The organism is Chloroflexota bacterium (assembly GCA_014360905.1).
In the GTDB taxonomy this organism is placed as follows: Bacteria; Chloroflexota; Anaerolineae; order UBA2200; family UBA2200; genus JACIWX01.
This window is the reverse complement of record JACIWW010000004.1, coordinates 133,160-156,668: the sequence shown is the minus strand read 5'-3', so window position 1 is coordinate 156,668 and position 23,509 is coordinate 133,160. Positions and strand designations below refer to the sequence as shown.

Sequence of the window (23,509 nt, the reverse complement as noted above, 5' to 3'; positions counted from 1 at the left end):
ACCGAAAACGTGTTGGACACGCTGCACATACCGATACCTACTTAGAAAGGAGCGAGGCAGCCTGGTGTCTTTATCATTTGATAGAACCATCACGTGTCAGTGACATTATCATTTGATTTTGCGCGCCTACACACAACAACTCTACATCTGTTCTGGTGCAGTCATGCCCATCAGGCGCAAAGTCTTTGCCAGAACAATCTTGGCTGCACGAACTAGCTTTAGCCGTACCTGGGTCAACTCATAGTCCGCCGGGTCAGAAGACACCACCCGGCAATCGCGGTAAAAGACATGGAACTGGCTGGCTAAATCCAGTGCATAAGCAGCCAAGTGATGTGGCGCTAGATTCGTGGCAGCCAATTCGATGATTTCTGGCAACATCAACATGCGCCGGATCAGGGCCAGTTCCATCGGATGAGATAGTAGGCTGACATCACCATCTCCCCGTTCCAGCCCGCGCTCCTGAGCCACGCGCAAAATACTGCTGATGCGAGCATGTGCATACTGGATGTAATACACCGGGTTTTCGTTGGAATGCTCTTTGGCTAGCTCCAGATCAAAGTCCATCTGACTTTCTGCAGCCCGCGAAAGCAGGAAAAAGCGCACGGCATCTGCGCCAACATCCTCCAACACCTCGCGCAAAGTGATCATATCACCTGTGCGTTTGGATAAGCGCACTACTTCCCCTCTGCGCTTAAGCGTGACCAATTGATAGATGATAATGGACAGGCGCTGTGGATCGAGACCCAATGCACGCATCATGGCATACATCCGCGGTACATGTCCTTGGTGATCTGCTCCCCACACATCGATCACCCAATCAAAGCCACGGCACACAAACTTGTTGTAGTGATATGCAATGTCCGAAGCAAAATAGCCTGGAGCCCCACCAGAGCGGATGATAACCTCATCCTTATCCCCGCCAAGGGCGGTGGCAGCAAACCACACTGCCCCATCGCGCTCAAAGATATAGTTCCGCTCACGAAGCAAAGCCATCACGTGCTCGAAAGTTCCATCCTCATACAACGTCCGCTCGGAAAACCAGCGGTCAAAGTGGATGCCCATCAAGGCTACATCAGCGCGAATGGATTCCAAGGTGTAGGCAAGGCCAATGTCACCCAATGCTTTCAAGGCTTCGGAGCGTTCCATGTTCAGAAAGCGTGGACCGTATTCGCGGGCAGCGCGCTGACCCATCTCTACCATGTAGGAGCCTTGATACCCCCCTTCAGGCAATGGCTCATCTTGACCCAGCGCTTGGGCGTAACGAGCATAGAGGCTTTCTGCGAACAATCCCATCTGCGTACCCGCATCATTTACATAATACTCGCGTTGTACATCGTACCCCGCTGCGGCAAGTACATTGGCCAAAGCATCTCCAACGACCGCATTGCGACCGCTGCCAATATGCAGCGGGCCAGTAGGATTAGCACTGATGAACTCAACCTGGACCTTGCGTCGCCCACCTAGTTCGATATCACCATACCTATCGCCAGCCTGCAGAATCACATCTACCTGCCGAGCTAGCCAGCTGGGAGAAAGAGAAAAATTGATATAGCCAGGCCCAGCTACTTCAACGTTGCCCAGGCTATCCGAGAGAGACATATGCTGTACAATAATGTGAGCGATATGCAACGGTGCCATACGCGCTAGACTGGCTAACTGCAAGCACACTGGCGTTGCCAAGTCCCCGTGCCCCTCCTGCTTGGGTCGCTCCACAGGTATCTCAGGGATATCAAACTTGGGCAGATTGCCGTGTTTTTGTGCTTCTTCGATGGCTTTGTGAACTAGTTTGGCTATCTCATCCCTGATCACGTTTCACATCTCACCCCAATTCTGTCCTATTTTGATATCCACTTTCAAAGGAGCATCCAGTGGATAGGCACCTTCCATCACAGACCTGACCAAAGAGCTAACCTGATCTAGCTCGTGATCCGGCACTTCCAACACCAACTCATCATGCACCTGCAGGATCATCTTGCTGCGCAGGTTATGCTTTCCCAGCTCATCGTGCAGATGGGTCATCGCAATCTTGATGATATCTGCTGCAGTACCTTGAATGGGATGGTTGATCGCCATGCGCAGTGCTGCAGCTTTTAGACTGCCATGCGCCTTACTCCCTGACTTTAACTCGGGGAAATACCGCTTCCGACCCAGCAAAGTCTCGACATAGCCCTGCTCAGCCGCTTGTTGCTTGATGCGTGCCAGATATTCCCGTACGCGTGGATACTGTGCAAAGTATTTTGTAATAAACTGCGCAGCCTCCTCCTGTGAGAGCTCAGTCCGTGCAGCCAACCCCCAGTCACTCATGCCGTAAATTAGACCGAAGTTAATGGTCTTGGCCAGACGGCGCATGTCTGGCGTTACCTGCTCAATGGGAACACCAAGTATACGTGACGCTGTGCTGGCGTGGATGTCCTCTCCCCGATGGAAGGCGGCCAACAAATTCTCATCACCAGAGACATGAGCCAGGATGCGTAATTCTACTTGCGAGTAATCAGCACCGAGCAGCTTCCAGCCCGGCTGTGCGATAAAGGCCTGGCGCACACGTCGCCCAATATCCGTGCGGATGGGAATGTTCTGTAAATTTGGCTCACTGGATGAAATGCGTCCGGTTACAGTGGCCGTCTGGTTCCAGGAAGTATGCAAGCGACCAGTGCGCGGATTCACCATCAGAGGAAGGGCATCTACATAAGTGGATTTGATCTTGGAGAGCTGCCGGTGTTCCAGAATCAAATCAATGACCGGATGCACACCTCTCAATCGTTCTAGTACCTCGGCTGCTGTAGAATAGTACCCTGACGCCCCGCGCGGGATATCTGTGGTGGGCAGCCTGAGCTTGATAAAAAGGGCATCGCTCAACTGTTGGGAGGAGCTAATGTTAAAGGGATAACCCACCTGTTGCTGTATCTGTTGCGCCAGTTCATTGAGGCGTTGGTACAGTTCCCGAGACATTCTCTTCAATAGATCCACATCTAGCGCAACGCCTGTACATTCCATATCAATCAAAACGGAAACCAAGGGCATCTCAATGTCAGTGAATAGCTTCCACAACTGTTTTTCCTTTAGTTGTGCCTCTTGCCGTGCAACCAAACGCAAGGTCATATCGGCATCAGCAGCCGCGTAGGGGAACACGCGCTCGATAGCGACCTGATCAATAGTCAGTTGGTTCTTGCCTTTGCCGATGAGCTCCGCAATAGTGGTCATCTCCACACCTAATTCTTGCCAGGCAAGTCCTTTCAAACTCAGATTGCGTCCTGAGGGATCCAGCAAATAGGCAGCAACCATCGTGTCAAATTGCAGGCCATGCACTACTATGCCATGCTGGTTCAGCACGATGAGGTCGTAATTGGCATTGTGCGCGTACTTGGCGATAGTCGCGTCAGCGAGAACTGGACCAAGTTGTTCACGGATAAACTCGATGGGCAGTTGCGACATAGAGGAGACCTGTGGCGTGTGACCTATAGGAATATAGTAGCCTTCACCCTCCTGGCAGGCTATGGCTATCCCCACTAATTCGGCTTCCACCGGACGCAGCGAGTTGGCCTCAGTATCGAGTGCACATGCGCCGCGCGCGCGTATCTTGGCAACCAGATTACGCAGGCCCTCCTCGGTATTGATCAGGTGATATTGCCCCAACGCGGGCTTTTCAACTTCCACCCCTGCTTGCCCAGCAAATAGCGGTAATTGGGCCGTAGGTTGTTCTTCCGTTTTGGGCAACCTCTGCAAGAGACTGTGAAAGCCTAACGCACGAAACAGTGCTGTTACTTTTGAGCGGTCATAGGCACTGAGTCGGCAATTGTCCAAATCGAGGTCAATGGGCAAATCGGAAACTAAGCGAACGAGCTCCTTGCCGCGGCGGACATCTGCCTCTTTCCCTTCCAACTTCTCACGCAACTTGGCAGACACTTCATTGAGATGGGCATACAGATTTTCAATGCTACCAAATTGCTGTAAAAGTTGCGTGGCGGTGACATCGCCTACGCCAGGCACGCCTGGGATATTATCTGAGGTATCGCCTTTTAGCCCCTTGAAGTCTACCAGTTGCTCTGGTTCCAACCTGTACCGTTCGCGAATAGCAGCCTCATCATACATCTTAGCATCCGTAAATTTGCGTCCTGACAACAACACCTTCACGTGAGGGCCAATGAGTTGAAAAGTATCCGTATCACCGGTGACAATGACCACATCCAGGCCTTGCTCTACCGCTTTTTGGGCGAGAGTGGCTAGTATGTCATCAGCCTCATAACCCTCCATCGTTGTGCTGGGAAGGTTAAACGCCTCAACTACATCCCGGACGCGGTCAAGTTGCACCCGCAGATCGTCTGGCATCGCTACTCGTGTAGCTTTATACTCTGGATATTGTTCATGCCGGAAAGTGCGTCCCACATCGAAAGCTACTGCAGCGTACTGTGGTTTGAGTTCGTCTAGCACTTTGAGCAATGTAGAAGTAAAGCCATAGGTAGCATTCGTCGGCTCGCCGTCCGGGCTTGTCAGCGGTGGAATGGCATGATAAGCGCGGTGTACCAAGGCGTTGCCATCTAAGAGCACCATCAGCGGTCTTTCTGGCATTGTTTTACTCCTTCATTTTGCATTATACTGCATTCCCCATGTTAAAGCTATTCTTCATCGAGTTTTAGTAGGGAAGCTCGACGGATTACATGGTCGCCATACTTGCTGCGGATTTCGTCCACTGCTCGACTCAGTTGGGTCAGCCGCTCTGAGGGCGTTTCGAAAAGCTCGAGCTGCTGCGCCTGTACAAGACCCATTGCCCCCAGACCAATCAGGCGTATCAGGTCGCCCTTCTTCCATTCTCGCTGTAACAATGCTGTGACCTGGGCATAGATCACTTCGGTCAGGTTTGTAGGTTGCACCAGCGTGACCCGTCGCGTAATCGTCTTGAAATCGGGATAACGCATTTTGAGCACGATCGTACGTGCACATTCGCCATTCTTGCGCAGTTGTGCTGCTACCTCTTCGCTCATCTCCAGCAAGTAGCGGCGCAATACGTCTACATCCCCAATATCGCGTGGAAAAGTATGCTCCTGGCTGACTGACTTGCGTCGTGTCTCAACACCTACTGGAGTGTCATCTATACCCAGAGCACGCCGGTGCATTTCGTCGGCTGCTGAACCAAACAGCATCTTCATCTGCTGATCAGACAGTGCCGCCAATTGACCAATAGTTTGGATACCAAGTTTGCGCAATCGTTCCGCAGTCACTTCGCCGATTCCCCATAGGCGCTCAATAGGCAAGGGAGCAAGAAAAACAGCCTCCTCACCTAGTGGCACGACAAGCAGGCCGCGTGGCTTGGCCAAAGTGGAGGCTACCTTGGCTACCAACTTGTTGCTCGCCACACCCAGAGACGAAGGGAGACCCAATTCGGAAAGGATGCGCTGTTGAATGCGCCGTGCTATCTCTCCTGGTAGACCGAAGAGCTGGTCACAACCCGTCACATCTAGAAAAGCTTCATCTATCGAGATCTGCTCTAGCAGGGGCGTGTACTCAGCCAGGATAGCCATCACCCGCCTGGAATAGGATTCATACGCCTCGCGGTGGCCATGGCGCACAATGGCCTGGGGGCACAAGCGCAGCGCTTGCGATATCGGCATGGCCGAACGCACGCCATAAGCGCGAGCAGCATAGGAGGCAGAGGCGACTACGCCTCGTTTAGTCGGGTCGCCACCCACGATAATGGGCCTTCCGGCAATAGAAGGATCGAGCAATTCCTCCACCGAAGCAAAGAAGGCATCCAAATCCACATGAATCACATGGCGCGGACTGATCTCAGTACCCAAGTTCATCCCTCACAAATTCATCCGAGGTATCTCTCCGTCTATGGGATTTGCTTCTCCTCGCAGCCTACCCATCCAGGTTGTGAATCAACACTGCTCCTAATCTATTGAGACGGTGAGCTCATCTAACAGACCACTGGCCCAATTCAGGATTTCTCGCTGTTGCGCCTCATCGGGCACTGCTCGACCCGGACCGGTCCACACCAACAGGCGAACGAGGTTATCTGGCCCACCTGGATTGTCCTCTAATCTCAAGGTAAAGGGCGCAACGCGTTCCATCCACTTCTCCAATTGGGCATATTTCTCCGAACGAAGCGAACCAATACGTTCGGGGCGTCCGGAGCGTACGAAATAGTATTCGCCACCATAGCCGATAACCAACCTGTCCTGAAAACCGGCGATGCCACCGCTGCGTTCGAAGGTCAACAGAGGAGTGCCAGGCGTCACTGCTGAGCGACGGGGTTGGTCACAACTAGCAAACAGCAGCACTACAGATAGGCAGAGCACTGTGAGAAGGGCGCTCCGTTTCATGAGTATATTCTCCTTCCAGTAGGCACGATCTATGCCTGTAATTTCTAGCTACGCAGCCCAAATAGGCTCTTGCTCGACACGGCTATCTAGACATATCTGCAAACAAACTATAGAACCATGCAGATTATAGGCGACAAAGCCCAGTCTTTCAAACCACCGTGTCACTTAACCAAAATGTTGTGGTATAATCTATGCGTTGCTCGAATAACCATCACGACAAACCACTCATAAAGGAGAGTTACCGTGTCTGAACCGATTCGTATATTGCATTACGGACTGGGACCCATTGGGATACGCATTGCCCAGGTGGTGGCCTCTAGGCCTGACCTTGTATCTGTCGGGGCAGTAGATATCGACCCTGCCAAAGCAGGAAAAGACCTCGGGGATGTAGCCGAAATAGGGCGAACAGTGGGCGTTCCTGTGCAAAAGGACCTCGCTACAGCGTTGGAAAAATGCAAACCCGATGTCGCATTGCATGCCACGGGCTCGCACCTGGCAAGCATCTTGCCGCAATTTGTGGCCTTGGGCGAAGCGGGACTACCCGTCATTTCCACTTGTGAGGAACTTTCCTATCCTTGGTTCCACCACCCGCAGGAAGCGCAGCAGATTGACGAAGTAGCTCGGCGCAATCGCATCGCCATTCTGGGAACGGGCATTAACCCGGGTTTTATTATGGACACTCTTGTCCTTATCCTTTCAGGTGTTTGTCCATCAGTTACGAGGGTTCGCGTGCGTCGTGTAGTAGACCTTTCCACTCGCCGCAAGCAATTGCAGCAGAAAGTGGGCGTCAATATGACCACAGAGGAATTTGCAGCCCGCAAAGCAGCAGGAGGATTGGGCCACATTGGTTTACCTGAATCTGTGGCGATGATTGCTGCTGGGTTGAAGTGGGAGGCGGAACGGATAGAACAAACTTTGGACCCGGTAATTGCTCCTTGTGCTCTGGACAGCGCTTTGGGTTCAGTGGCGGCAGGACGAGTGCAGGGTCAGCACCAGATCGTACGAGGTTATGTGGCTGGTCAGGAACGTATAACGCTTGAGTTAAAGATGGCACTACAAGCGCCCGATGCTGGCGACTTTATAGATCTAGAGGGACCTGAATCGGTATCTTCCGCTCTGCGAGGGGTACAAGGGGATATAGCTACTGCAGCGATTGTCGTCAACGCCATCCCCCGCATTTTGACTGCGGCTCCTGGCCTGCGCACTATGCTGGATATGCCGTTGCTTAGCAGCATTGGACTCTGATATCCTTGGCACAATATCCCTAAGGTTAGGGCATTCGTTCGGACAGCCACTTGATTTATTGCTTCGAAGTATTGTTCTGTACCACGCGGCGGCGAAGAACCCAGTCTCTTGGAGTCTCTTTGCTCCACTCAGAGTGGCAGAGAATTGAGATCTTACGGGAATGTCCCAACTCATGCCCAAGGTTCAGCGCAGCGTGTTTTTGACAAAGACTGGCCATACTACTATAATAAAAGATGAAAGGGCGAATAGCTCAGTTGGGAGAGCGTCTGACTTACATTCAGAAGGTCACAGGTTCGAGTCCTGTTTCGCCCATGTTATGAAGTCATCACCATATAGATTGATTGCCTACGAACAGGCTTTGCTGTGAAAGGCCTGAGCACGATAGGTCTGCATATCTCAGGCCTTTTTCATGTTGGGGTGGGATCATGTCGATCGATTATAATGGGGCTATACCGGTCAATAGTGTAAATGAAGAACATAACTATCTGGCAGCACATCCATGCCCGGTGTGCGGGGGGCAATGGAAGATACGCATACAGGCCCTATTGCAGGATGCCCACGGGTGGCACTACGATCGGGTAGATGTGATCTGCCGCCAATGTGGAGAACGTAAAGCCTTTCTTTTTGATATCCACGCTCTGTTTACCAAAGAACGAACTTAAATTTTGTGCTGGTGTGAAGCAGTGAGTCTGATTATCTTTGGACATAATATGGAGGGCTAGTGATTTTTCAACAGAAACGGCAAACCCAGACGGCTGAGTATTGGCTCAGCGAGTTTGCTGTACACAAGGAGGATATAGAATACCTTTACGAGTGGTTTGTGGAAGAAAACGAACCACGCAGTATTGACGAACTCTGTTTGAGAATTATTGAGCGTCGCTGCCAAAGGGAAGAAGAAGCGCTATCAAGTTCTGGAAAAGGTACGATCTATCAGCCGCGAGATAAATATGAAATTGGCCAGCGGCTTGTGTTTCCTGTCTTTGATTACGCTTCTGGCGAGGTGTTGTCGGTTCGGGAAGGGCACAATCCACGCTATGGCTCCTTTCGTGTGATCCAGGTACAATTGGAAAATGAAAGCACACCCAGGGAGTTTGCTGCAGAGTTGACGCAGGACCATATTTTGAATCGGAGTGCGGCGCTGTTTGAAGAGAGCGCTGGTCTTTTGTCACCAGAGCAACTGTATCAGCAGTATGGGGCAACTGTGCGTGAACGATTGCAGGTGGCGCTGCAGCAAAGCGCTGAATTCGTTCATTTTGACGGACAGTGGTTCCTTCGTGGACTGATGCCTGAGGTTACTCCATTTCATTTGAACATTGCTGAGGCCATGATCGATGTACAAGGGCGTCCTTTGAGCATCACTCAATTGCTTCAAGAGGTAGAATTGCCGGCAGAAGCGAATGCATCAGCTAAGGCTTACGCCTTGGGCTATGCTTTGAGCCAAGATCAGCGCTTTGTGAAAATCGGTGCTGGAGACAAAGCAACCTGGTACCTGGCTAATTTGATGCCAGCGAGTGCGCTCTATAAGCCAACACGTCTAATACCGCTATACCGCGCGCAGGGAGGCGAATGGCTGAACCGTGAATTGCACGATTTTGTGGCAGAAATCGAGGATGAAGCGGATCAACTTGAGACAATGCCTGCTATGGCTCCTGGCAGTGTGGACAGCGCGCAGATTCTCTTGATCTACCCACACCGCCGTGAGGGCACTTTACCTCTTACTCCTCAAGCGCTAAGCTTGCTGCCAGAGATCCCAGCCGAGCGATTTATGGTTACTTTCATTGACCAACGAACCAGGGAAGAGATACCAGGTTGGATGGTGCCCGCGGAAAGATATGCATGGGGACTGGGGGAATGGTATCACCGCCACGGATTACCCATTGGTAGCGTCATTGAGCTTCGCCGTGGAAATGAGCCCTTCACTTTCTTTATTAGCTACGAGGAAGGGAAACGCAGGCGCGAATGGATTAAAGAGGCAAAGGTTTTCAACAATCGGTTGACCTTTAGTGTGCAGCAAAAAGCCTACACCTGCCGCTATGATAAGCATTTGCTCATTGATGAAGGTCCAGTGGAAGAACTAGATCGCCTATGGCTAAACGCGGCTGAAAAAGCCCCGCCTCTCTTCGATTATCTTACCGAGATCTTTCCTGAATTGGCCAAGCTAAGCGGACAGGGTCTTGTGCATGCCAAAGCACTTTATTCCGCCGTGAACTTGACCCGACGTTGTGGCGCGGTCCCGCTTTTTGCCGAACTGACCCGTCATGCTTGTTTCGACCCCGTTGGCGATGGCAACTGGGTGTATGATGAATCTTTGCGCGGTACCATCTATAATACACCAGAGGAAATGAGCCGTCGTCCAAGCTCACGCCGCCAAGATTTGATCATCGATCAAGTCTATCCTTATGGACTCAACCACGAAGGTCACAATCCATGAAACTGCTGAAACCAACTGTTAATACCAAGTTCCATATCGATTTCTCTTGGTGGGAGAAACAAAACAAAGACATCCGAGTGCTAATGAAAGAGCTGCTATGTCCAGAGTGCAGCAAAACTCTCGCTGATACACCGGAGACACAGATGGTGGACCTGATTGATCCCGAGACAGCGGAAGTAACCAGAGTGGATGCAGTATGGGAAGCTATCCGTGCTTGTTGCAGTACCAAGCCAGACTATATTACTCCGGATACGCCGCTTATCGAGAGTATTTTCCGCGTTCTTTTAGCCAATGGCAACAAGCCACTTTCCATCCTTGAATTGCACGAGCGTATAGACAAGCAGCCACCGGAGACGATCTTGCGTTTGTTGACACGGGGGCAGATCTACAAGGGAATCAAGCCAGTTCATGGATCTGGCTGAATGAGCAGGGCTGGCCTCTAGGCCAGCCCAATTTTGTGCAGGTATAGCGGCATGGGCAAATGCGATCTCTCGCTGAAAGATAGGCTAGCCTATTATCTGCTGAAAGGCATGAACAAGGCTATCCGTGATTATCAGATGATCGCAGACGGAGATCGCATTGCAGTCGCTGTATCTGGTGGTAAAGATAGCCTTACATTGCTGTACTTGCTGCTGCTCAGACAGCAGAGTGCCCTGGAGAGATACGAGACTATAGCAGTGCATGTTAGAATGCACAAAGCTGATGGAGCGCCGTGCACCGAGGTCGATCCGCGCGATGCTTTGGAGAGAGTGGATGTTCATCTGGAGACTCTGGAAGTCGTTGACGTAGGTGTGCGACCCAACGATTGTTTTCGTTGCGCATACCTACGCCGGAAGGCAATCTTTGAGGCCGCTCAACGCTTGGGATGCAATAAAGTTGCATTTGGGCACCATGCTGATGATGCGGCGCAGACGACTTTGCTCAATCTGGTCTTTCACGGCCGGGTCGAGACACTGTATCCCAAGCGACCATTTTTCGGCGGGCAATTCACACTCATTCGCCCAATGATCTATTTGCCCGAAAAGAGGATTATGCGTTTTGCGCAAGCCTGTGCCTTTCCACTTCAAGCTACTTCTTGCGCCCATAGCCTGGACTCACGCCGCGCTTTGATGAAGGATTTGATTCGCATGCTGGAGCAGGAATACCCCAAAGTCAAGATCAATCTTTTCCGTGCTGGATTGCGCATGCATTCTTCTGAACAAAATGATGATGCTATGCCGTAAATGCATTCCAAACACACCTATCTTTCAGTCTCAGGAGATGAAAAATGGACGAAACAACCATTCCATGCACTTATTTTCAAGAGCCGGGCGAAGGGAATACAGCGCGCGTCTTGCAAATTGCTAAAGCGCGCGCAGAACAGCTTGGCATCAAGTCTATTGTAGTGGCTACCACTACTGGACAGACTGGTGTGCGGGCCTCGGAGGTATTCAAGGGCTATAATCTCATCGCAGTAACGCATTGCACCGGTTTCACAAAGCCCAACTACCAGGAGTTGAGCGATGAAAATCGCAAACTCATCGAAGCCAATGGCGGGCGCATCCTGACCTGTCAACATGCCTTCGGTGGAATTGGGCGTGCTGTGCGTAAGAAACTGCAGACTTATGAACTAGAGGAGATTGTTGCCTATACTCTGCGCATTTTCGGCGAGGGCATGAAGGTAGCCTGTGAGATTGCTTTGATGGCTGCCGATGCTGGTCTCATCCAGGTAGGTGAGCCAGCCATTGCCATTGGCGGCACAGGACGTGGAGCAGACACTGCGATTGTGCTTCTTCCCGCGAATGTACAGTCCTTCTTCGACACGCGTATTATGGAGGTACTGTGCAAACCTGGGTTCTATCCGGATAATGGATAGGCAATATGGCCCTATCAGGTTATGCGCACGACGTCTATTACGATGTCAGGTCGCTGCAGCCTATGTAGTACACTGTCATCGTGCGTGGGCAAAATGATGGCATTGGGCTCGCCTTTTGCCAGTGCCCGTATGCCGATGAGAGTACGCCAGGCACTTTCGGGAAATTGTGCATGAGGCTGTGTTGCAGGTCTGGCATAACCCTCGCGCACATACACGGCGTCTCCAGCGAGAAGTATCACTCCATAGGGGAGGAAGACAAGCAGCGATTGGTGACCCTGGGTATGCCCAAATGTTGGCACCAGGATCAGGCTGCCATCTTCCATCAAGTCCCAACCATACTGGCCTTGTAGGGCATTATTGGGCGTGCGGTTTGAATACAGGGGAAAGTCTATTAAGGAAAAAGCTAGTCCACTGTACTCTTTGTCCAGATAGCCTTTGAAACGTCTAAGAGGTGACTGTGCTGCCTGCCATTCTAGCCGAGCCACGATAAGCCGCGCCTTGGAGAAGGCGCGCAGGTCGCCTGTATGATCGTAATGTAAGTGAGAAAGCACCACACAGGCCACTTCTTCGGGTGGCAGTCCCCTGCCTCTCATTTGGGTTGAAAGATTCATCCCCGGCGAGGAGCGAAATGGGAGCAAAGGATTGCTTGGCCAGCCTACGTACTGCCTTGGGCGGAGAGCAAGAGAAGCGTTGAGCCCAGTATCAAAAACAACCAAGCCTTTGGGGTGTTCAATAACGAAAGATAACACCGGCAAGGTGCGCGTAGCAGTGCTGCCACCTACATAAAGTTGTCTTTCCTGCACAGAGGCCCAGCCGGTATTGAAAATGTGTAACCTGAGCATGGTCCGCTCTATCCACAGAGATATTTTCCCATTGATGTTGCCTATTATAACAGCATTTCATGCTGTGGCAACTTTGTTAAAGATGCAGTACTTGGCTATAATTTTTTCACTTTTAGCGTGAACAATGCATGGCTGATTACGTTTCGACAAGGAAGGTAGAAAAGGATGACCTCCGTGACAGTTTCGCAAAAAGATAAGGTACTGACAAGTTTGCTTTGGGGAGCTGTGGCTGCCATAGGTCAATACACTATGCTTTTCCTCACTATCATCCGACGCATTCACGTAAACTTTGTGAACGAGGCTCCTGTCTTTTACGTATATCCCCAAGGAGTGATTCCCCTTACCAAAGACACAGCCTTGTTCTTTGTCTGGATGATGACTATTGTCTATGGCTTGTTAATCACTTTGCTCGTGTATTTCAGGCCACGCCCTAGCCGACGTACGGGGATAACTACAGGAGTCCTAGCATTAGCGGCATCAGCAATCGCAGCGCTAGCTGAATACTGGTGGGGATTGATCGTTTTGGCAGATTTTGTCGCCCTATATCCGATATTGGCTGGTCAGAGGGAAAAAAGTTAAGGTTAATAGGATACCCGTTAAGAGGAAAAGAAAATCGGCTGCTCATGCTCTGGGCAGCCGATTTTTGATAGAGAAGTCAAGCGCGACTGGCTCGAGCACATTTGATGCACAAAGTTGTTAGCGGGAGTATCTCCAGACGTTCCGGATCTATGGGTTCTCCGCATCGTTCGCAGATTCCATAACGTCCTTCTTCACATTTCTGCAGAGCCTGGCGAATCGTTTCTACGCGCGCTTGAGCTTGTTGACGCAAGGCTAGGGTGAATTCCCATTCATAGATGGCAGGGTCTCCCTTGCCATGCCCATAGTCTGCTTTCTGTTGCAGCCGCTGATCCAATTGCTCGAGTTCTTTCAGTGCTTCTTTCAGTTGTTCTTGCAGCCTCTTTTTGGTGCTCACAAGGTCAAGCATCACTGAATTGCCCCCCTTGCTACTGCTATCTCGTATTCTTGACAAAAACTGCACGAAGAAGGTGTGTGGATACCCGCATTTTACTCAGGAGGTTTATCTTCATCCTCGTCTGGCGAGGGCCCTTCGGGCAGGATTTCATCAGAGAATTCAGCTGCTGTTGTCCCTGCAGGGTACTCTTGCGTTGCGAGTTGTACCTCCTCGCTGGGCTTAGCCTCCTCTTCAGATTCAGCCTCTGCCATGCGCTGTTCCTCCCATGCAGCCCTTTCCTCTTCCGAAACGCGTTTCAGGCTCAACCCTATTCTCTTCCGTTGACCATCTATTTTTACAACCCGCATAGGTAAGGTATCGCCTACTTTGACTACCTCGCCGGGATGTTTGGGTGGAATTTCTGCTAGTTCAGAGATATGAACTAGCCCTTCGATGCCGTTATCAAGCGCGGCGAAGGCGCCAAAAGCAATGAGCTTGGTAATCGTACCGGTTACCACTTGCCCTACCTTGTACTTCTCCATGGCAACTTGCCAGGGGTCTGGTTCCGTTAGTCTCAAACTCAGCGCAATCCGTTTATTTTCTCTGTCGACGCGTAGTACGTAAACCTCCACTTCCTGGCCTATCTTAACCAGATCGCTGGGATGTTTGATACGATGCCAAGACAATTCGGAGATGTGGATCAAGCCATCCGTGCCGCCCAGATCAACAAAAACTCCAAAGTCGCAGATATTGCTCACTACACCTCTCAAACGGGCTCCTTCTTGCAGCTCGTTAAGCAGTTTTTCACGTTGCTGGGTGCGCCACTCGCGTTGCGCTGTGCGCTCAGAGAAAATCAAGCGGCGGTTTTGGCGGTCGACTTCGATCACTTTGAGATGTAAGCTCTGTCCCACCATCTTGGCTAATCGTTCCTGTAGGTTGGCTGTATTCATATTGCGTGATATACCCGTGATCTGTGAAGCGGGAACAAATCCGCGGATTTTGCCATACGGTACAATCAACCCACCTCGATTGTAGCCTTTGACTTTTCCTTCCCAAATTTCACCTGTTTCATACAGCCGTTGCGCGTCGAGCCAATCTTGCTCTTGCCGGGCGCGGTACCAGGAAACGAGAATACTGCCCTCCGGCCCACCTTCGGGTCTGAGGATATAAACCGGTATTTCATCTCCAATAGAAACGGACCCTATCACGTCTTGACCCACCCGTTGCAAGTCTTCTACAGGGATAACACCTTCGTGCTTGAGACCCAGGTCTACCAGTATGCTGTCCTGTCTGATGACCATAATCTTTCCCAAACGTATTTCCCCTCGTTTAGGCCGCATATACGTATACTCGTCAGGAATCACTTGCTGCATTGCAGCGGATTGTACCTGCGTATTGCTAACAGGTGCTGCGGAGGGCACCTCCTCTTCAGTCGGGTATTGAGCAGGCTTGATTGCCATCGGCTCAGGCCCAACTTTGGCAGAGGCTTGCTGCTCCACAATGGTTGAGTTCCCCGTCGGGGGAATCTCTATCACTTGGTGAGCGGACGGCGAGGGACGCGATTGTTGCTCCGTTGTTGATCCGGCCGACAGGTCAGCAGTATGCTGATCCCCTCCTGGTGGCCCGGATCTCTTTTCAACGGGAGCGAGATCGTTGCTCATGTAATATCCTCCATAATGCCTTGTTTGCCTTCATGAAACAAAAGCACTCGGTGTTCAGCTTCGCCAAATGCAGTCGGAAACCGAGTGCCAGAAATCTACAAGACCCGCCATGAACCAATGCGGATCCACACAAGATCAGAGAAAACAGTCGCCTCTACTCTCCCTGCGATGCCGCTACATCACTATGCCAATGAGAGTTTTCCTTGTCCCAACAATACTCTGAACAGTGTACAGTTCCTAGTCCGGCCCCGGCGTAGCCGAACGGCCAAAGATTTGACAATTAGAATCATTTGCTATTATTGATCACGCTTAAGACGATGATATTCTACACTATCTATGGACAATTGTCAATAACCCGCAAATTGGCGTGGGCCACTATTATAGCTCGCCCTTTACTTCTCGCTCTAATCTCTCAAAGAACTGGACCATGAAATCGTGACGGCTACTGGCAATTGCTCGTGCTGTTGCAGTGAACAGCGTGTCCTTGAGTTTGGATAACTTGAAGAAATATTCATGGACTGGCGTGTGCTGTGCGTCCGCTACATCTCCGCGCGCTTCGTCCGTACTTCGTCGGGCATAGTCTCGAGGCACCTCAGCCCATAGCCTTTGCGCATGCCGTCCAGCAATAGCATAGGCACGGGCCACCCCGATCGCACCAATAGCATCCAGTTTATCTGCGTCGTAAAGGATGCGCGCTTCCAATGTCTGGGGGATAGCTGAGTCACGGAAGCGATGGGTCGCGATGGCATGGGCAACTGCTTCTACCTTCTCTGCTGGGTGGCCAGCCAGGATTGCCCGTGCTCGCTCTGCCCCCTCACGGGCATGGCATGGTCCGCCTTCATCTTCTGCGACACGTGCCACATCGTGCAGCAAAACAGCAGCCCGAAGGATTTCCATATCCGCACCTTCCGCTTCGCAAATGCGCTCGGCTAGCTTCAGAACGCGCAGAACGTGATCAAAGTTATGCGCAGCATCCACCCCGGAGTAATAAGACCGGGCTTCTTCAATGCTGATCATCCAGCTCCTTTCAGGCGAAACAAATATTAGAGGGATTCCTACGCCACCAGATGAGCTTGTCTTACTGTCCTAATCAGACATGTAAACGGCGCAGCAAGGTGAAAGCTGCCAAACCTATGATGAGGCATTCGCCCATCGCCAGCAGGGCCAGCATCCAGGTGGCATCAATCCAGAATGGCACTGGAAACAATTGAATCAGTGTATCTGAATAGGCAAACAGCCAAGAATCTCCTTCGAAGAAGAGACGATGGAAAGCGGTGAAAAACAGATCGAAATTAGCATAGGCCAAGACGCCGATGGCGAACAACAACAGAAAGAGCGCCAGATTGCCCTGGTAGATGGCCCGCAGGGCTCCACTCCTCTCGTGAGGGTGACGCCAGACAAAGACAGCGGTCACTCCCCATAATAGAGCGCATATCCGGTGTATCCAGAAAGCAGTGCTCATCACTCGCTTTACATCCACCAGGTGTTTGATCTCACGCGCGTTGTAAACGGATTGTCCTTGCAAGCATAGGTTCATGAGATAATCAATGCCTTCGTTGGAGCGCAGGTACCACAATGTCGCTTCCGCCAAGGAAAGGCGTTCGGCGTCGCCGTACCGAGTCGCAGGCGGAAAATTCGGCTTACCATACTCATAGCGGATAAAGGTGGGAGTAGCCAGCAAGTACAGGTTGGATAGGAGAAGCAGTAGAGGAGTGCACACTAGGAACAAGGTGCGCGCAATTCTGAAAAACACTGAGGTTTTCACCACTCCACCTCCCGACTTGGTTGGCCAAGAAAATAGCGAACAATGCTCATGTGCACGATTTGTTCCACAGGAGCATGATCATCACAGAGTGTGAGTGCATAGGGTGTGAAAAACTCGTGTATGCGACCTGCAGCACGGGAAACCACGTTGCTCAAAATGGGATCATTCAGGCTAGAGAGTCTAGTGTGGATAGTAGCGAGATCGCTGGGCTGACGCGAAGCAATCACAACGCTATTGAGATTGCTCAGTGTGTCCACGATGTACACGTTGGGATAGACAGCTTTCAAAGTGCTGGCGATGGCTTCTACGAGGGTGTAATCTGTCTCGGTATGTGCTACATTGATAGCGACTACACCATCGGTGGTAAGATGGTCACGGACTTGCTGGAAGAACTCGACTGTGGTGAATTGAAAGGGAATATAGGGAGGGCAATAGGCGTCCACGATAACCACGTCATAGACTTTTCTGCTGTACGTCAGGTAATAACGCCCATCCTCCACGACGATATGCAAGTTGGGCAGGTTCAAACCAAAAAAGCGCTGCCCCGTTTCGATAATGGCAGGATCAATCTCGACGCCATCTATCGGGAGCGCCCCGAATACCACACTGTATTGCCGTGCCGTCGTTCCTCCAGCCAGGCCAATCAAACATAAGCTGCTTACGGGTGGTGAAGGTTGCCCGCTTCTAAAGAAAGGAGCCAGGAGAAAGTAATCGTACACGTACCCGGTCAATATCTGTTGCGGATGATAGACCGATTGGATGCCCTCTCCCTCATTCAATTTGAGGACAATCTCTTCCCCATTCTGAAGCACCTGGATATAGTTGTATGCCGAGTCCATCTCATAGATCAAACCCTCCGTTGGCTTGATCGCTCCCTGAGGTAGCAACTGGAGTGCCACAATAAAGGCCAATAACAAAATATAAAGCAGCGCCCGACGCCCAGCAGTTTGGAACAGTCCGATGATGGCAGTGGTCAACAACGAGAGTGAAATGGCAAATATAGTGCGACGAGTGCCGAAGGTGGGGATAAGCCAAAAAACGCTGCTAAAAGTTCCCAGGAGACTGCCCATGGTGGATAAAGCATAGATGCGTCCAGCTACGTTCCCGCTGGATAATGCCTGATCGATGCTGAGGCGTATCGCGAAGGGGAAAATGCAACCTAACAAAATACAAGGTATGGCAAATAGTGCTAGGACGCTTAGCAAAGAACCCAATACTGCTCCAGCTTGATAGTTTATAAAGCCAATAACGGAGTAATGCAGGATAGGGCGAGCTAGGTAGGGAATCAATCCAATGGTGAAACCCGCCCAAACCGATAGCCGATACAATAAGCTCGCCTGCGGATGGCTATCAGCAAGCCGTCCGCCAATGAAATAACCCAACGCCAGGTATGCCAATATCAAGGCAATCAGGAGCCCCCACACCGGCAACGAATTGCCAAAGTAGGGAGCAAGCAGGCGCGAGGCACACATCTCAACGCCCATCGTGGCTGCACCCCCGATGAGAACCAGCAAGTGTAGGACAAATCGCTTGCTACGCATCCCGTCTTTCCTTTATGCCTCCTTGCCAATATCTCTCTCCATAGCCATGGCCAGCACCCACAGCCAAAGCGCGTGTTTTGACACGCTTTGCCATAGCGAATTCATCGCCAAATAGCATGGCAAGTTGTGAACGGTAATGTCGGATTGCAGCGATCTTAACCTCTATATCCTCCTCACTCAGTGCCAAGACGAAAGACGAGGGAGGAGAGAGCCATGAGCCAAGAGCGCTGGCAAGGCTCTCGCTATCCTCGGCATAGGGATAGTCTTCGTAATATTGCATTGTGAAGCCAAGACGCCGCAATTGGAGCGCAACTTGAAATACAATTTGATGGTCTACGTGTTGGCCAACAGCCAAGGGTGCATAAAGGTGCGTACTCTCAATAGAAAGGGTTATTTTCAGACGCGCAACCAATTCGTCAATGAGATAGAGCTCCTCACTCGCTATTGGGCCGAACAAGGCCTCCTCAGCAGTATAGAAAAACTCGCCAGTAACAGGATGGCAGCGGTAAATGCAGTCTAGGTAATCCCAGTGTTCGTACTCTGCACATAGACAAGCCATCGCCATAGCATCTTCCTTGCGTCGGAGTCCAACTGGATCACGCACTTCCCCCCAGCGCTGATGTTGCCAGGCCGCAAAAGGTGAGAGCACGCAGTAGTCCGGCACGCCAGCAAAACAGGTAATAACCAGTGGTCTTATTCCCTGCTGCGCTTGTTGATGGATGAGACCACCACAGGATAGAGCAGCATCATCCAGATGTGGAGATAGGAAGATGGGTTTCACAGGCGGTTTGTGCATGTCAGTGTCTCACCTGGGATTGGACGTTTACCAGTATATCATCCTTCAAGGGAAAAGGCAAGGCAATGATGATATGGGTCATGCCGAAACAGTACTGGTAAGAGCAGTAACTATACAGCTTAGGCTTAGTTAGTAGTTTGATCCTCTGTCTGGGCTCGCTATCATGCCGCTATAAAAACAAGGGACAGGAAAGCGTGCTTTCCTGTCCCTGTGAGCCGTGTCAGTACCTGTCAGACTTGCTAGCTATTCCTCACCCGTCATTATTACGACCATGGTTTTGCCTTCTTCGACTTGGATCATGATCTGAGCGGTGCGGCCATCTTTAGTGAAGGACATCATGCCGGGGATTGCCTCCTCGCCCTTATTCCAACCATTGGCAGGCATTTGAGTGGCATAGAAAGCGCTGACCTCTTCTACGCTCTTCGTGGTCTTGAAACTGATAAAGCCAGAAATTGCGCTGAGCTCGGTAGCGCCGTCTATGATCGGGATATCTACAGGCATAGCGGGCTTCACCCCCTCCGGTGCCTCGATGGTGATGGGTTTATTGATATCGGTGAGGTCAAAGGTCGTGTCAAACGCGCCTTCATCACCACCGCCAATAGCCAGGTTTTTGCCTTCGTAATGCGCTGTGTACTTGACTACTACGTTGAATTCTGTAGATACCCATACTTCACCACTGGCCTTGGCAATAACGCCAAGGCCGACGGCTGATCCAAGAGTGCTCTCATCAAAGACATAGCGGTTGGTGGGCACACCGTTGACCAATACATTTCTCTGCATTAGCTTGCCCCTATTTCCAGAAATCACACCAAATGGGTCGCTCAAGAAGCGATTGCCACCAAAGAGATCTTCACCATAGGTGGTCATGGCTAGCCAGCCAGACCCAGTGTTGATATAGTAACTATCTTGCCCGAGCTGAATCACTTCGAGTGTACTCGTTTCCTCCGCGCTGGTGCTCGTCCATACTAGGCGGCGTGCTAATGGCTGATTCACCCGCTCTTCGAGCACATCCCAGGAACCAGTCTCTTTCTGCCCAGCCTTCATAGTTTCCCATTTGAAGGTGTAATGCATGCGGTAACTATTCAGGCCAGCCAGGCCGGTCGCCTGTCCAAAGTTATATTCCTCAGCTTCTGCTGTAGGTTGCACTGTAGTTGGTATGCTCGCGGGCTTGGGCGCGGTCATCGTGGCCTTTACCAACGGTGTAGGAGTGGGTTCCTTTGGACCAGCGCAAGCGACCATAAGCAAGAGCATGACCAATATCAACGTACCAAGAACTCTTCTCATTTTCTTTCTCCTTTCATCTTCAAAAGTTGAATAATTATAACCTAAAAACCCCGCATTTCCAAATGATTGGAATAGGTCCTACTGCAAGCTTGGGTAAATATCGGGATGCGGGGATAGAGCAGCGTGATAAGAAAGCCACCGGCTTAGCAGGACATCAGCTTTAAAGTGCACCGCCCGAAAGGTATCCATCTTGCTTTTTGCTTTGGCGTCCTGTATAATTTCAGTAGAGTGAACACTCAGCGCAGAGGACGAAGCTTTGCCACTACAACATATCCTTAATAACGTCTATTACCTACCTGGTGCAAGCAACATTGGCCTCATTATAGGCGAGGAACAGCAAGCTCTCCTGATTGATACAGGAGTTGGGCAGCGTTCTGGACGATTGTTGTTGCAGATTCTGGAAGAACAAGGCCTCAATTTGGTGGCCATTCTCAACACCCATGGTCATGGTGACCACGTGGGAGGCAATGCTTATCTAGTCGAGCATACCGGTGCTAAAGTCTATGCTCCTGTGTATGATTCGATTGTATTACAGCGTCCTGTATGGGGTGCTATGTGTGTATTTGGTGGGGCTGAACCCATTGTCGAGTTAGGTACGCCTCGCTTTGCCCCTCAACCTTGTGTTACAGATGTGGTAGTGACCGAAGGTGAAATCCAGATTGCTGGGATAACAGTGCAGGTTGTACCCCTACCAGGTCACACGGGCAGTCATACCGGCTATATTGTGAACGATGTCTTTTTCACGGGGGATATTCTGGCTGGAGAAGCGGAATTAGCGAACACGGCTATTTCGTACGCCTATAGCGTTACCAAGCGCCTGGAAAGCCTGGAAAAACTGCGCCATTATTCCTGTGCGTATTACGTATTGGGGCATGGTCAACTCGAACGCGATATTGCCGGCCTTATCAAGCGCAATATCGCACAAATAATGGATGTTCTGAATTTTATCGAGAACTACCTCGCTCAAGCACCCGCTGAAGTCAGTAGTCTTTTGAGAGCTGCCTGTCAGCACTATGGGATCAAGATCCGCAATATCCGGGAATACTATCTTTTATTGCCAACGCTCCACGCTTATTTGAGCCATCTGAGCAACAGTGGCCAGATAACGTATCAGATCACAGACAATCGTTTGCTTTGGTGTACTTGTAGAAAGGAGTGAAAATGCTAATCCTTAATGGGATTTTGGTGACATTTGGAGCAAACCCGCGTATCATACCCGATGGTGCATTACGGATCGAAGGCGACACAATTACAGACGTCTCAACTACCCCAGACTTGAGAGCTCGGTATCCTGAGGAGGATACACTTGATGCACAGGGGCAGCTTGTGATGCCCGGCTTGATCTGCGCCCACACCCATTTCTATGGCCTGTTTGTGCGGGGCATGAGCCTGCGAGGAGAGCCGCCAGCCGATTTTCCGCAAATCCTGGAACGCCTTTGGTGGCGTTTGGACAAGGCACTCACCATCGAAGACATCCGCTATAGCGCTCTCGTGTGTCTGATTGATGCCATGCGCAATGGCACGACCACGCTCCTTGACCACCACGCCTCCCCACACGCTATCACCTACTCGCTGGATGCCATCGCGGAGGCAGTGACTCAAGCGGGGTTACGGTGTTGTCTGTGCTACGAGGTCTCGGATCGAGATGGGCCAGAGGCGATGCAGGAAGGCTTGGATGAGAATGCTCGCTTCATTCAACGCGTGAAAGGCAAAGAAGGATTGCTCGCCGCTACCTTTGGATTGCATGCCTCCCTCACTTTATCAGACGAGACGTTGGCTCGTGCGGTCGAGATGGCGAGGGGGCTCAATGCTGGATTCCACATTCATGTCGCAGAAGGTATTGCGGACGTGCACGATTCTCTGAAAAAGTATGGCCAGCGTGTAGTGGAACGCCTAGCCCAACGCGGTATCTTGGGACCCAAAACCATCGCTGCGCACTGCGTTCATGTAGACGACCACGAGATGGGCATCCTGCGAGAAACAGGCACGCGGGTAGTGCACAATCCGCGCTCCAACATGAACAACGCCGTCGGGGTGGCCAATGTGCCCAAGATGTTGGAGAATGGTATCGAGGTTGGTCTGGGCAACGATGGCTTCTCGAACAATATGTTCAGCGAAATGAAAACAGCCTATCTATTGCACAAGCTGGCTAGCGAGGACCCTCGGGTACTTGGTGCGGATAAGGTTTTGACAATGGCTGTGCAGCACAATGCGCAGACGGCCGGGCTTTTCTACTCTAAACCACTGGGAGAGCTCACACCGGGTGCTTATGCTGACATCGTGTTCCTGGACTATGTTCCCCCCACACCGCTGACGGAGGGGAATTTGCCTTGGCACATCATTTTCGGTGTGGATGGAGCTCACGTGAGCACGACGATCGTCGCGGGCAAAGTACTCATGCACAAACGCGAGTTGAAGACGTTGGATGAAGAGGAGATCGGGGCGAAGGCTCGTGAGCTGGCAGCCAAGCTCTGGCAGCGGCTGTAGAAGCGCGGAGCGCTAGGAGGAAATAAACTTATGGCACAGCGAACGAAAGGACGAAAAGGCCGGCTAAGCGGCCCCATTAAGGTAGGGCTCTTTTTCGCCATCTTGGCAATTGTTTTGACCCTTGTGGGTCTATGGCGGGCAAACAATTTATCTCTACCAAATATTTTGCTGGCGATTGTGCTCTGCGGAGGAACTTGGGGACTGGTCAGTTGGGCCATTGCCACAGCCGTTGTGCAAGTTGAAGAGGACGTAGCATTGAGGAAAGGCTAATAAGGACAAAGACTCTAATTGCCGTATCGAGTATCAAGCCATAATATGCATTTCAGATCG

At 51.2% G+C, this 23,509-nt stretch carries 22 protein-coding genes and 1 tRNA gene; 11 read left to right on the top strand and 12 right to left on the bottom strand.

The genetic code is table 11. The annotated features are described in order from the left end of the window. Positions 1-141 precede the first annotated feature (141 nt). The 4 genes from H5T67_03280 to H5T67_03265 form a co-directional block, all read right to left on the bottom strand. Complete coding sequence (locus tag H5T67_03280; protein MBC7244343.1) at positions 142-1,809, bottom strand: arginine--tRNA ligase; 1,668 nt, start codon at positions 1,807-1,809, stop codon at positions 142-144. Positions 1,810-1,812: 3 nt separating this feature from the next. Beyond that, positions 1,813-4,566, bottom strand: coding sequence for a DNA polymerase I (polA, locus tag H5T67_03275; protein MBC7244342.1), 2,754 nt, complete (start codon positions 4,564-4,566; stop codon positions 1,813-1,815). A 47-nt stretch (positions 4,567-4,613) separates the two neighbouring features. Next, positions 4,614-5,798 (bottom strand): DNA polymerase IV, encoded by a 1,185-nt coding sequence (gene dinB / locus H5T67_03270; GenBank protein ID MBC7244341.1) that lies wholly within the window; start codon positions 5,796-5,798, stop codon positions 4,614-4,616. Between the two features lie 90 nt (positions 5,799-5,888). Further along, positions 5,889-6,320, bottom strand: coding sequence for a hypothetical protein (locus H5T67_03265; protein MBC7244340.1), 432 nt, complete (start codon positions 6,318-6,320; stop codon positions 5,889-5,891). Positions 6,321-6,563: 243 nt separating this feature from the next. On the opposite strand from H5T67_03265, the gene H5T67_03260 reads away from it, so the two are divergent. The 7 genes from H5T67_03260 to H5T67_03230 all read left to right on the top strand — a co-directional run bounded on the left by H5T67_03260 (position 6,564) and on the right by H5T67_03230 (position 11,851). Beyond that, entirely contained in the window at positions 6,564-7,565 is a 1,002-nt protein-coding gene (locus H5T67_03260) for a dihydrodipicolinate reductase (protein ID MBC7244339.1), read from the top strand. A gap of 239 nt (positions 7,566-7,804) precedes the next feature. Then, positions 7,805-7,877, top strand: a tRNA-Val gene (locus H5T67_03255). A 113-nt stretch (positions 7,878-7,990) separates the two neighbouring features. Then, positions 7,991-8,227, top strand: a complete 237-nt coding sequence (locus H5T67_03250) for a hypothetical protein (protein MBC7244338.1) — start codon at positions 7,991-7,993, stop codon at positions 8,225-8,227. A 59-nt stretch (positions 8,228-8,286) separates the two neighbouring features. After that, positions 8,287-9,996: a hypothetical protein gene (locus H5T67_03245; GenBank protein MBC7244337.1), complete on the top strand. Its 1,710-nt coding sequence runs from the start codon at positions 8,287-8,289 to the stop codon at positions 9,994-9,996. Next, positions 9,993-10,418, top strand: a complete 426-nt coding sequence (locus tag H5T67_03240) for a hypothetical protein (protein ID MBC7244336.1) — start codon at positions 9,993-9,995, stop codon at positions 10,416-10,418. Before H5T67_03245 ends, H5T67_03240 begins: the two co-directional genes overlap by 4 nt. A 51-nt stretch (positions 10,419-10,469) precedes the next feature. Next, complete coding sequence (locus H5T67_03235; protein ID MBC7244335.1) at positions 10,470-11,219, top strand: hypothetical protein; 750 nt, start codon at positions 10,470-10,472, stop codon at positions 11,217-11,219. Positions 11,220-11,263: 44 nt separating this feature from the next. After that, positions 11,264-11,851 (top strand): hypothetical protein, encoded by a 588-nt coding sequence (locus H5T67_03230; GenBank protein MBC7244334.1) that lies wholly within the window; start codon positions 11,264-11,266, stop codon positions 11,849-11,851. A 14-nt stretch (positions 11,852-11,865) separates the two neighbouring features. Here H5T67_03230 and H5T67_03225 read toward each other — a convergent pair whose 3' ends face one another. Beyond that, positions 11,866-12,693: an N-acyl homoserine lactonase family protein gene (locus tag H5T67_03225; GenBank protein ID MBC7244333.1), complete on the bottom strand. Its 828-nt coding sequence runs from the start codon at positions 12,691-12,693 to the stop codon at positions 11,866-11,868. A gap of 174 nt (positions 12,694-12,867) precedes the next feature. Between H5T67_03225 and H5T67_03220 the strand changes: the two genes are divergently transcribed. Continuing rightward, the gene (locus H5T67_03220; protein ID MBC7244332.1) at positions 12,868-13,272 is read left to right on the top strand and encodes a hypothetical protein; all 405 of its coding nucleotides are present in this window, start codon (positions 12,868-12,870) and stop codon (positions 13,270-13,272) included. A 76-nt stretch (positions 13,273-13,348) separates the two neighbouring features. Here H5T67_03220 and H5T67_03215 read toward each other — a convergent pair whose 3' ends face one another. The 7 genes from H5T67_03215 to H5T67_03185 all read right to left on the bottom strand — a co-directional run bounded on the left by H5T67_03215 (position 13,349) and on the right by H5T67_03185 (position 20,692). Further along, the gene (locus tag H5T67_03215; protein MBC7244331.1) at positions 13,349-13,678 is read right to left on the bottom strand and encodes a TraR/DksA C4-type zinc finger protein; all 330 of its coding nucleotides are present in this window, start codon (positions 13,676-13,678) and stop codon (positions 13,349-13,351) included. An 80-nt stretch (positions 13,679-13,758) separates the two neighbouring features. After that, positions 13,759-15,306 (bottom strand): S1 RNA-binding domain-containing protein, encoded by a 1,548-nt coding sequence (locus H5T67_03210; protein ID MBC7244330.1) that lies wholly within the window; start codon positions 15,304-15,306, stop codon positions 13,759-13,761. A 378-nt stretch (positions 15,307-15,684) separates the two neighbouring features. Then, positions 15,685-16,323 (bottom strand): HD domain-containing protein, encoded by a 639-nt coding sequence (locus H5T67_03205; protein ID MBC7244329.1) that lies wholly within the window; start codon positions 16,321-16,323, stop codon positions 15,685-15,687. Positions 16,324-16,396: 73 nt separating this feature from the next. Continuing rightward, positions 16,397-17,071, bottom strand: a complete 675-nt coding sequence (locus H5T67_03200) for a TIGR01906 family membrane protein (protein ID MBC7244328.1) — start codon at positions 17,069-17,071, stop codon at positions 16,397-16,399. Next, the gene (locus H5T67_03195; protein MBC7244327.1) at positions 17,068-18,612 is read right to left on the bottom strand and encodes a fused MFS/spermidine synthase; all 1,545 of its coding nucleotides are present in this window, start codon (positions 18,610-18,612) and stop codon (positions 17,068-17,070) included. The genes H5T67_03200 and H5T67_03195 overlap by 4 nt, the downstream gene beginning before the upstream one ends. Next, positions 18,605-19,408 (bottom strand): PIG-L family deacetylase, encoded by an 804-nt coding sequence (locus tag H5T67_03190; GenBank protein ID MBC7244326.1) that lies wholly within the window; start codon positions 19,406-19,408, stop codon positions 18,605-18,607. The genes H5T67_03195 and H5T67_03190 overlap by 8 nt, the downstream gene beginning before the upstream one ends. A 243-nt stretch (positions 19,409-19,651) precedes the next feature. Then, complete coding sequence (locus H5T67_03185) at positions 19,652-20,692, bottom strand: hypothetical protein (protein MBC7244325.1); 1,041 nt, start codon at positions 20,690-20,692, stop codon at positions 19,652-19,654. A 256-nt stretch (positions 20,693-20,948) separates the two neighbouring features. Here H5T67_03185 and H5T67_03180 point away from each other — a divergent pair, with 256 nt between their 5' ends. Genes H5T67_03180 through H5T67_03170 form a run of 3 tightly spaced genes read left to right on the top strand, consistent with a single transcriptional unit; the run spans position 20,949 to position 23,449 of the window. Next, complete coding sequence (locus H5T67_03180; GenBank protein ID MBC7244324.1) at positions 20,949-21,851, top strand: MBL fold metallo-hydrolase; 903 nt, start codon at positions 20,949-20,951, stop codon at positions 21,849-21,851. A gap of 2 nt (positions 21,852-21,853) precedes the next feature. Continuing rightward, on the top strand, positions 21,854-23,179 hold the full coding sequence (gene ssnA / locus H5T67_03175; GenBank protein MBC7244323.1) for a putative aminohydrolase SsnA: 1,326 nt from the start codon (positions 21,854-21,856) through the stop codon (positions 23,177-23,179). Positions 23,180-23,209: 30 nt separating this feature from the next. After that, positions 23,210-23,449 carry a hypothetical protein gene (locus H5T67_03170; protein MBC7244322.1) on the top strand — a complete coding sequence of 80 codons (240 nt, stop codon included), beginning with the start codon at positions 23,210-23,212 and terminating at the stop codon, positions 23,447-23,449. Positions 23,450-23,509: the final 60 nt, after the last annotated feature.